The sequence below is a fragment of the Mesorhizobium sp. M1E.F.Ca.ET.041.01.1.1 genome, assembly GCF_003997355.1.
Classification (GTDB): domain Bacteria; phylum Pseudomonadota; class Alphaproteobacteria; order Rhizobiales; family Rhizobiaceae; genus Mesorhizobium.
This window is the reverse complement of record NZ_RZSL01000286.1, coordinates 1-7,770: the sequence shown is the minus strand read 5'-3', so window position 1 is coordinate 7,770 and position 7,770 is coordinate 1. Positions and strand designations below refer to the sequence as shown.

The window sequence follows — 7,770 nt, the reverse complement described above, 5'->3', positions numbered from 1 at the left end:
ATGGCAAAAGGTAAATTCGAGCGCACCAAGCCGCATGTGAACATTGGCACGATCGGCCACGTCGATCATGGCAAGACGTCGCTGACGGCGGCGATCACGAAGTATTTTGGCGAATACAAGCGCTATGACCAGATCGACGCGGCGCCTGAAGAGAAGGCGCGCGGCATCACGATCTCGACGGCGCATGTCGAGTATGAGACGGCCAACCGTCACTATGCCCACGTCGACTGCCCCGGCCACGCCGACTATGTGAAGAACATGATCACCGGTGCTGCGCAGATGGACGGCGCGATCCTGGTGGTTTCGGCCGCCGACGGCCCGATGCCGCAGACCCGCGAGCACATCCTTTTGGCCCGTCAGGTCGGCGTGCCCTCGATCGTGGTGTTCCTGAACAAGGTCGACCAGGTCGACGACGCCGAGCTCTTGGAGCTGGTCGAGCTCGAGGTTCGCGAACTGCTGACCAAGAACGAGTTCCCCGGCGACGACATTCCGATCGTCAAGGGCTCGGCGCTGGCTGCGCTTGAGGATTCGAACAAGACCATCGGCGAGGATGCGATCCGCGAGCTGATGGCTCAGGTCGACGCCTACATCCCGACGCCGGTTCGTCCGCTGGACAAGCCGTTCCTGATGCCGATCGAGGATGTGTTCTCGATCTCGGGCCGCGGCACGGTCGTGACCGGCCGCGTCGAGCGCGGCGTGGTCAAGGTCGGCGAGGAACTTGAGATCGTCGGCATCCGTCCGACCACCAAGACGACCTGCACGGGCGTCGAGATGTTCCGCAAGCTGCTCGACCAGGGTCAGGCCGGCGACAACATCGGCGCGCTGCTGCGCGGTGTCGACCGTGAAGGCGTCGAGCGCGGCCAGGTTCTGGCCAAGCCGGGTTCGGTCAAGCCGCACAAGAAGTTCGTTGCCGAGGCCTACATCCTGACCAAGGACGAGGGCGGCCGTCACACGCCGTTCTTCACCAACTACCGTCCGCAGTTCTACTTCCGCACGACCGACGTGACGGGCATCGTGACGCTGCCTGCCGGCACCGAGATGGTGATGCCCGGCGACAACATCACCGTCGACGTCGAGCTAATCGTGCCGATCGCGATGGAAGAGAAGCTGCGCTTCGCCATCCGTGAAGGCGGCCGCACCGTCGGTGCCGGCATCGTCGTCACCATCAAGGAATAATCGATCCGGCATCAGCCGGTTCGAGAAGGAAAGGGCGGTCTTCGGGCCGCCCTTTTTCGTTTCCCGCGCTCCGAAGGTGAAGTATCGCGCCAGGCCTTTCAAAGCTGTTTGCAAGCGACATCGCTGCAACTAGTATGGGTTGTACCCGTGGGGGCTTTGCAAGCGTGGTTCGGGAAAGCCGTTCAGACAGCATTCGGTGGTGGCGCTGGCCGATCCGGCTGGGCTTGGCCGCTGCCGTGGGGCTGGCCACGTTTACCGCCGCAGCCAAGGAAGAGGCACCCGACCTTGGTCCGCCGATGCGCTTTGCCGTCGTGCGCAGCAGCGCGCCTGGCTGTGAGCCGAACTGCCCCGAGTGGATTTCTGCGGAAGGCACCATCGAGGCCGGCACGCCGGCCCTGCTCAGGCGCCTGCTGAAGACGCTTGCCGGCCGGCAATTGCCGGTCGTCGTCAATTCCCCGGGCGGCAATGTCGATGCCGCGCTGCAGCTCGGCCGCATGATCCGCAAGAACAAGCTCGACATCGCCGTAGGCACGACGGAGTTTTCCGGCTGCTCGCCGGAGATGAAGAATTGCCGGGACAATGACGGCAAGGCCGCGCCGTATTCCGGCATCGCCTATGACAGCGGCGCGATGTGCAACTCGGCCTGTCCGCTGATGTTTTCCGGCGGCGTGCGCCGCGTCGTCGGCGAGTGGGCCTTTCTCGGCGTCCACCAGATCACCACGACATACCACAGGGAAAAGCTGCTTTACCGCACCACCTACAAAATCGTGAACGGCAAGAAGAAGATCCTCGGCACTAGAATCGTCAGCCGCAAGAACGCCGGCAGCTACAAGACCTTCGAGATGAGCAAGGCGGTCGAGAAGCGGCTCTCGGCCTATTTGAGGGAAATGGGCATCGGTCAGGGTGTGCTGGAGGTTATGAAGGCGACGCCGGCCAGTGACATAAGGCAGATCGAGCCAGAGGACATGCTGGAGATGAAACTCGTCACCAGTCTCGATTCGCTCGACATCATGACGGCGGGAAGCGTGTGCCGGCGCGATCCGGCGCCGGTGAACTGCCGCGAAATACCAGCGGGCGGCGAAGCCAGGCCGGTCGAGATGGCGACCGCCGAGGCCAATCCCGCTTCTGCCTCTCTGCAGGTCGAGGTTGCACCGCCGAAGGAGGCGCAGGATATGCGCTTCGTCCTGGTTCGCGGCAGCAACCCGCTCTGCAATCCCGATTGCCCGGAGTGGATTTCGGCGGAAGGAACGATCGTTGCCAACACGCCCGACAGGCTGCGCGAGCTGCTCGACACAGTCGGCGGGCGCAGGCTGCCCGTCGTGGTCAACTCGCCGGGCGGCGACATACAGGGTGCGCTCGCCGCCGGCCGGCTGATCCGCGAGCGCAGGCTGGATGTCGCGGTCGCCCGGACGGATTTTCTCGATTGCGATCCGGGCGCCACTGGGTGCGTGGCCAAGGATGGTCTCCATACCGGCCTCACCATCGACGCCGGCGCCGAATGCGACGCGGCCTGCGCGGTGATGACCGCCGGTGGCTCCAAGCGCCTGGTTGGCGCCGATGCGCATTTCCTCATTCACTCCATGGGCATGGAAGAAAAGGTTAGAGCCTATCTCGAGGAGATGGCGATCGGCTCGGGCCTGTTCGCCGCGATGCAGTCGGCCCAATATGCCAAGCACAGGGAGCTCAGTCAGGACGAATTGGCGAAGTTCGGGCTCACCACCGGCCGCCAGTCGGTGGATGCGTTGACGGGCGCCACCATCTGCAAATCGTCGCCGAAACCCGACAACTGCCGGGTTCTGCCGTCCGCCAATGCCGAGGCGGAGGCGCCGGCAAAACTGTAGCGCGGCGCGCCAACTGGCCATTGAGGCAGGTTGAGCCATGGCCGGCCTTGCCGCTATCGTCGGGGCCCTTCCGGAACGAGGATCGGCAATGCGCGAGGATGTCCCGACTTTGTTCGAATGGGCCGGTGGCGCGGAGGCGCTCAACCGGCTGACGCGGACCTTCTACGACAAGGTCGGGCGAGACCCGATCGTCGGCCCGGTGTTCAAGAACATGTCGCCGGATCATCCGGCGCATGTCGCGGCCTTCATCGGCGAGGTTTTTGGCGGACCGAAGACATACAGCGAAAAGCATGGCGGCCACCGCGAGATGGTCATGCATCATCTCGGCAAGCACCTGACGGAGGAACAGCGGCGGCGCTGGATCAACCTTCTTGCCGACGCGGCGGACGAGGTCGGCCTGCCCGACGATCCGGAATTCCGTTCCGCCTTCATGGGCTATGTCGAATGGGGATCGCGGCTGGCCAAGATGAATTCCAATCTCGGCGAAACCTGCGATCCGGAGACCGAGCCGATGCCCGCCTGGGGCTGGGGCGTGCCTGGTGGACCGTACAAGCCGCCGGTCGGGAAATCGTAGCCAGAAGATGCCAGGTTTCTGCAAGATTCCGAAAAGATGACGCCGCAAAGAGGTGGCACGGTCGTCGCATCAATGTGAGACGACCTTGCATGCTGATCGCCCATCTCCCGTCGGGCTATATTCTGGGAAGACTTGCGCTAAGACGGTGGCCGGAAGCGTCCGGCATCGTGGTCGCCGCCATGCTCGGCAGCGTCATCCCGGACATCGACATGCTCATTTCCACCTGATCGATGGCGGTCGCACCCACCATCATGCCTATATCACGCATTGGCCGTTGTTCTGGGCGACGGTTGGGTCGGTAAGCCTTTCAGTCGGTCGGTTGCTCGGTTCACCGCATCTGCCATCGATCGCCGCCTTCTTTGCCGGAGCCATGTTGCATATGGCGCTCGACACGGTGGCATCGCCGATCATGTGGCTGGCGCCATTCAATCATCATCCCTTTGAGCTCGTCACGGTTCCGGCCAGGCACGGGAACTGGGTCCTGAGCTTCGTTCTGCACTGGACTTTCGGGCTTGAACTCGTGATTTGCACCTGGGCTTTGTGGCTTGGTTGGCTGCGACCGCCCCTTCCGGTCGGCACATCTCAAAACGGCACTTGAGTTCTCATCGGCTTTGTGAAATAGCAGCGCGCGTGTACGGGCATAGCTCAGTTGGTAGAGCGGCGGTCTCCAAAACCGCAGGTCGTAGGTTCGAGCCCTGCTGCCCGTGCCATTCCTTCAGGGGATCAGGCATCTGGCGATCACCTTGATCGCCGAGTTGCCGAAATCAGCCTCACACATCTCTTGCACAAGCCGCGCGCATTGCCGCCCTTGATGTTATCCACGTCGATGGCTGACAGCACGTTCTCAGCCCGAAGTAGTTTCGGCCCGGCTGGCACTGTCCATCGCGCACTTGAGATTTGAATACGCTATGGCATATTCGAAACTGATTTATGGCACCTAAACATATAAGTGCGATGGATATCAAGGGAATCGACCTCAACCTCCTCGTATCGCTCGACGTATTGCTGAAAGAGCGAAATGTCACACATGCGGCCGCACGGCTTAATTTGAGCCAGCCCGCGCTATCCGCCCAACTCAGCCGGCTCCGACAAGCATTCGAGGATCCGCTTCTTATCCCTGCAGATAACGGACGCGGAATGGATCCGACAGCTCTAGCGCTCGAACTAGTCGAGCCTCTCCACGCCGCCCTTAAGGATCTGGAGGTTTTGGTCCGGCGTCGGCCTCGCTTCGACGCGCTGAATGATATCCGCGATTTTCGGATCGCAACCACAGACAATGGCGTCGTGGTAATCGGCTTGCCGCTGTTGCGGCGACTACAAACCGAGGCTGGCTTAGGGATTCGGCTGGCCTTTCGCCTGCTTGATAGCACCGGATCGACGGAACAGGTCGACCGAGACGACATCGATCTCCTCATCGCACCTCCGAGCATGGTTCCATCGATGTTGAAAAGCCGTCGCCTTTATGACGAAACCTATTCGATGGTGCAGCGCAAATTCCATCCTCGAGGTAATCGGCGGCCGGACCTCGATGCCTACTGTGCGTTGGATCATATTCTAGTTTCCCTGGATGGAGGCGGGTTCGAGGGGAGAGTCGATAAAGTTCTGGCTGAAACCGATCGTAGCCGGCGTGTCGTCTTATCTATGCCCAGTTTTACCCTAGTGCCGCCCGTGCTTCGCACCACGGATTATGTCTGCACAATGCCGACCCGGTTCGTCCGCACTCTCGACGATGACTGTGAATGCTTTGAGCTACCGTTTCTTGTTCCGGGTTTCGCCATGCAAATGGCTTGGCACGCGCGGCATCACCACGACCCGGCCAATCTCTGGCTCCGCCAACAAGTGCTGGGAACGGCGCAACGCGCTGAAGCACCCTAAGAGACCGTTCGAAGCCATTGCGGAGAGCGGGCGATCTGCGGTTCTCGACGAAACGCTGGCGCATTTAAATGTTTCAGCGTTGTTAAGACCGGGGCTTGCCTGCAGGGACCGTTTTGGCCAGTTGATGTCGCTCCGATTAATTCGGCGACCAATCCTCGGGCGCGGTGCTGCTACCCAAGAACGCTTCAATAATGTGGGAGAGGGCTTCGGGCCGTTCGTCGGGGATGAAGTGACCCGTATTCTCCATCAAAACCGGCGTTACCGAGCGCGCCACTTGTCGCATGCTTTCCGCCACCATAGATCCCAGTCCATACTTGGCTCCAATGGCTAAAACTGGAATAGTTAGCGGCGTTCGCGACAATTCGGTGTTGTCAGCGATATCGCGATCAATCGTCCGATAGAGTTGAAGACTTGTCGCCAGCCGGCCGGGCCGTGCGTAGCTGTTTTCATAATAGGTGATGACTGCTTCTGAGAAGCTGCCAGGAACGATGTGGAATCCTCTATTGCGGTAGAACCAATCTAAGAATTCTTTCTCGTGTCCCGCGAGAACTTTTTCAGCAAAGTCGGGGATCTCGAAGAAACCAAAGAACCACAATGGGTTATGAAGAAGGGGAGCGAACTGTTTCGTGGTCCAAGGGCCGTCGGGCGCACCCTCCGCGATTATAAGTTTGTCAACAGCATCGCGGTGGATAGCGGCGTAGGCATAGGCTACGGGACCACCCCAATCATGGCCGACTACAGTTGCTCGTAAATAGTCAAGCCTCGTCATCAACTGGAAAAGATCTTCGGCAAGCGTCTTGCGGTCATATCCCATTGATGCGATTTGTGATTCTCCGAATCCGCGTAAGTCGACGGCAATAACGATGTGCTTCGTTGCAAGGAGAGGCATCATTTTACGCCACTCGTGCCAATCCTCCGGCCACCCATGGATGAGCAGAATCGGCGATCCTTTCCCGCCGATCACGTAGTGAATGCGCACGCCATTAACGTCAGCGAATTGGGATTGAAAGCCGGCGGGGATACCGGTCATACTGTCAGCTCGAATTGAGCCTTGGTCCTTGCCTTGGACGCCAGCGTTCGTTGGTCCCGCAAGAAATAGCATCGCGGTTGCAGTTGCCGAGAGAATGAGAGTTTGCATCGCGCGCATTACGTCGCCCTTCCGGAAGTTTTCCGGGGCAACATTCAGCACCGCCCCGCTTGCAAACGGATATGCAGCTCCTGCTCATCAGCAAAATCGATTGTCGCTATACGACCTATAAGGGGAATGGATAGACACCCGTGCCGGCGATTGAGCGGCTAGTTCAAGAGCGACTGTTCTTCCATAGGGCAGCCGACGATATGTGCGCTTTCTATGCGAGGCGCATCAAGCAGGCAGAGCGCCCGTTCACCATGAGCTTGCCGTCGCAGGTCGTAGGTTCGAGCCCTGCTGCCCGTGCCATTTTCCAAGGAAAATCAGGTACTTAGAAATCGCCTTGCCTTGGCGAGGACGCCGAAAGTAACCTTACACATCTCTTTCACAAACTTGCACGCGCGCAGGGAGTGTCTGGCGATGGCGGAAAAACACACGATTCTGGAAGGCAAAGTTCACGTCTACCGGCGCAACGACAGCCCGATTTGGCACTGCTCGACCTATCTCAAGGGCAAGAACTGGTGGGTCAGCACCAAGAAGGACAGCCTGGCCAAGGCTAAGGACTCACTGAGACCTCGATACGGGTCGAGGGCAGGGATGTCGCTCTGACCCCCGGCATGTCGGTGACGGCGGAAGTGAAGACCGGTGATTGGCGGATGCTGGAGTTCCTGCGAGAGCAGGACGCTGACTGGCCATACGGTTGGCCGGGAGACCGCAATGCCGACGCCGGACGAACAGTCGTTCATTCGTGGGTTTTTGACTGAAAATCTGTCGTCATACCAACGTTAACGCGAGAGTGGCCTCTGATATGATGCTGAATGTTGCGATATTTATTATACTCTTCTTGAGCGCTTTGGTGGCGGTTGGTGGTGCCGTTCAGCGATACAGATATAAGAAAAATTCAAAGGCATGGCCTGTCGTCGAAGCAACAGTAGTCGGCTGTAATCTAGTGGGGTCGGACCCGCCGGACTACGTGCTAGAAGTCAGATATGAATTCAATGGCAGGATTTTCACTTCGATCGCGCGCGACCACTTTCATCTATCAAGCGATACGAAGAAGGTGGGCGACAAATTGTCTGTAAAAATAGAGCCAAGTAGAAATTCTGTTTGCTATATCGATAACTGATTATGTTTAAAATTTTATTGGCGGGGGGATGTGGCCAATGATATTCGCT

8 protein-coding genes and 1 tRNA gene are annotated in these 7,770 nt (G+C 59.3%); 8 read left to right on the top strand and 1 reads right to left on the bottom strand.

The window, feature by feature from the left end; translation table 11 throughout:
• From tuf to EOA38_RS21550, 7 genes are all read left to right on the top strand, one after another.
• A partial coding sequence (gene tuf, locus EOA38_RS21575; protein WP_095805843.1) for an elongation factor Tu occupies nucleotides 1-1,176 on the top strand: 1,176 nt, incomplete at its 5' end.
• Nucleotides 1,177-1,472: 296 nt separating this feature from the next.
• Nucleotides 1,473-3,017 (top strand): hypothetical protein, encoded by a 1,545-nt coding sequence (locus EOA38_RS21570; protein WP_127300186.1) that lies wholly within the window; start codon nucleotides 1,473-1,475, stop codon nucleotides 3,015-3,017.
• An 88-nt stretch (nucleotides 3,018-3,105) separates the two neighbouring features.
• Entirely contained in the window at nucleotides 3,106-3,591 is a 486-nt protein-coding gene (locus EOA38_RS21565) for a group II truncated hemoglobin (protein ID WP_127300185.1), read from the top strand.
• Nucleotides 3,592-3,680: 89 nt separating this feature from the next.
• Nucleotides 3,681-3,818: a hypothetical protein gene (locus tag EOA38_RS40480; RefSeq protein ID WP_245480891.1), complete on the top strand. Its 138-nt coding sequence runs from the start codon at nucleotides 3,681-3,683 to the stop codon at nucleotides 3,816-3,818.
• Between the two features lie 152 nt (nucleotides 3,819-3,970).
• Nucleotides 3,971-4,189, top strand: a complete 219-nt coding sequence (locus EOA38_RS40475; RefSeq protein ID WP_245480890.1) for a hypothetical protein — start codon at nucleotides 3,971-3,973, stop codon at nucleotides 4,187-4,189.
• Between the two features lie 36 nt (nucleotides 4,190-4,225).
• A tRNA-Trp gene (locus EOA38_RS21555) sits at nucleotides 4,226-4,301 on the top strand.
• A gap of 244 nt (nucleotides 4,302-4,545) precedes the next feature.
• The gene (locus EOA38_RS21550) at nucleotides 4,546-5,466 is read left to right on the top strand and encodes a LysR family transcriptional regulator (protein ID WP_127300184.1); all 921 of its coding nucleotides are present in this window, start codon (nucleotides 4,546-4,548) and stop codon (nucleotides 5,464-5,466) included.
• 136 nt (nucleotides 5,467-5,602) lie between these two features.
• On the opposite strand, the gene EOA38_RS21545 is transcribed toward EOA38_RS21550, so the two are convergent.
• A complete protein-coding gene (locus EOA38_RS21545) occupies nucleotides 5,603-6,655 on the bottom strand; it encodes an alpha/beta hydrolase (RefSeq protein WP_127300183.1) in 1,053 nt (350 codons plus the stop codon).
• A 360-nt stretch (nucleotides 6,656-7,015) separates the two neighbouring features.
• Here EOA38_RS21545 and EOA38_RS21540 point away from each other — a divergent pair, with 360 nt between their 5' ends.
• Entirely contained in the window at nucleotides 7,016-7,204 is a 189-nt protein-coding gene (locus tag EOA38_RS21540; protein ID WP_127300182.1) for a hypothetical protein, read from the top strand.
• The last annotated feature ends 566 nt before the right edge of the window (nucleotides 7,205-7,770 follow it).

Bases quoted from the DNA above. Each gene is read 5' to 3' on its own strand.
- EOA38_RS21570 (WP_127300186.1), top strand. From the start codon at position 1,473: ATGCGCTTTGCCGTCGTGCGCAGCAGCGCGCCTGGCTGTGAGCCGAAC.
- EOA38_RS21565 (WP_127300185.1), top strand. From the start codon at position 3,106: ATGCGCGAGGATGTCCCGACTTTGTTCGAATGGGCCGGTGGCGCGGAG.
- EOA38_RS40480 (WP_245480891.1), top strand. From the start codon at position 3,681: ATGCTGATCGCCCATCTCCCGTCGGGCTATATTCTGGGAAGACTTGCG.
- EOA38_RS40475 (WP_245480890.1), top strand. From the start codon at position 3,971: ATGGCGCTCGACACGGTGGCATCGCCGATCATGTGGCTGGCGCCATTC.
- EOA38_RS21550 (WP_127300184.1), top strand. From the start codon at position 4,546: ATGGATATCAAGGGAATCGACCTCAACCTCCTCGTATCGCTCGACGTA.
- EOA38_RS21540 (WP_127300182.1), top strand. From the start codon at position 7,016: ATGGCGGAAAAACACACGATTCTGGAAGGCAAAGTTCACGTCTACCGG.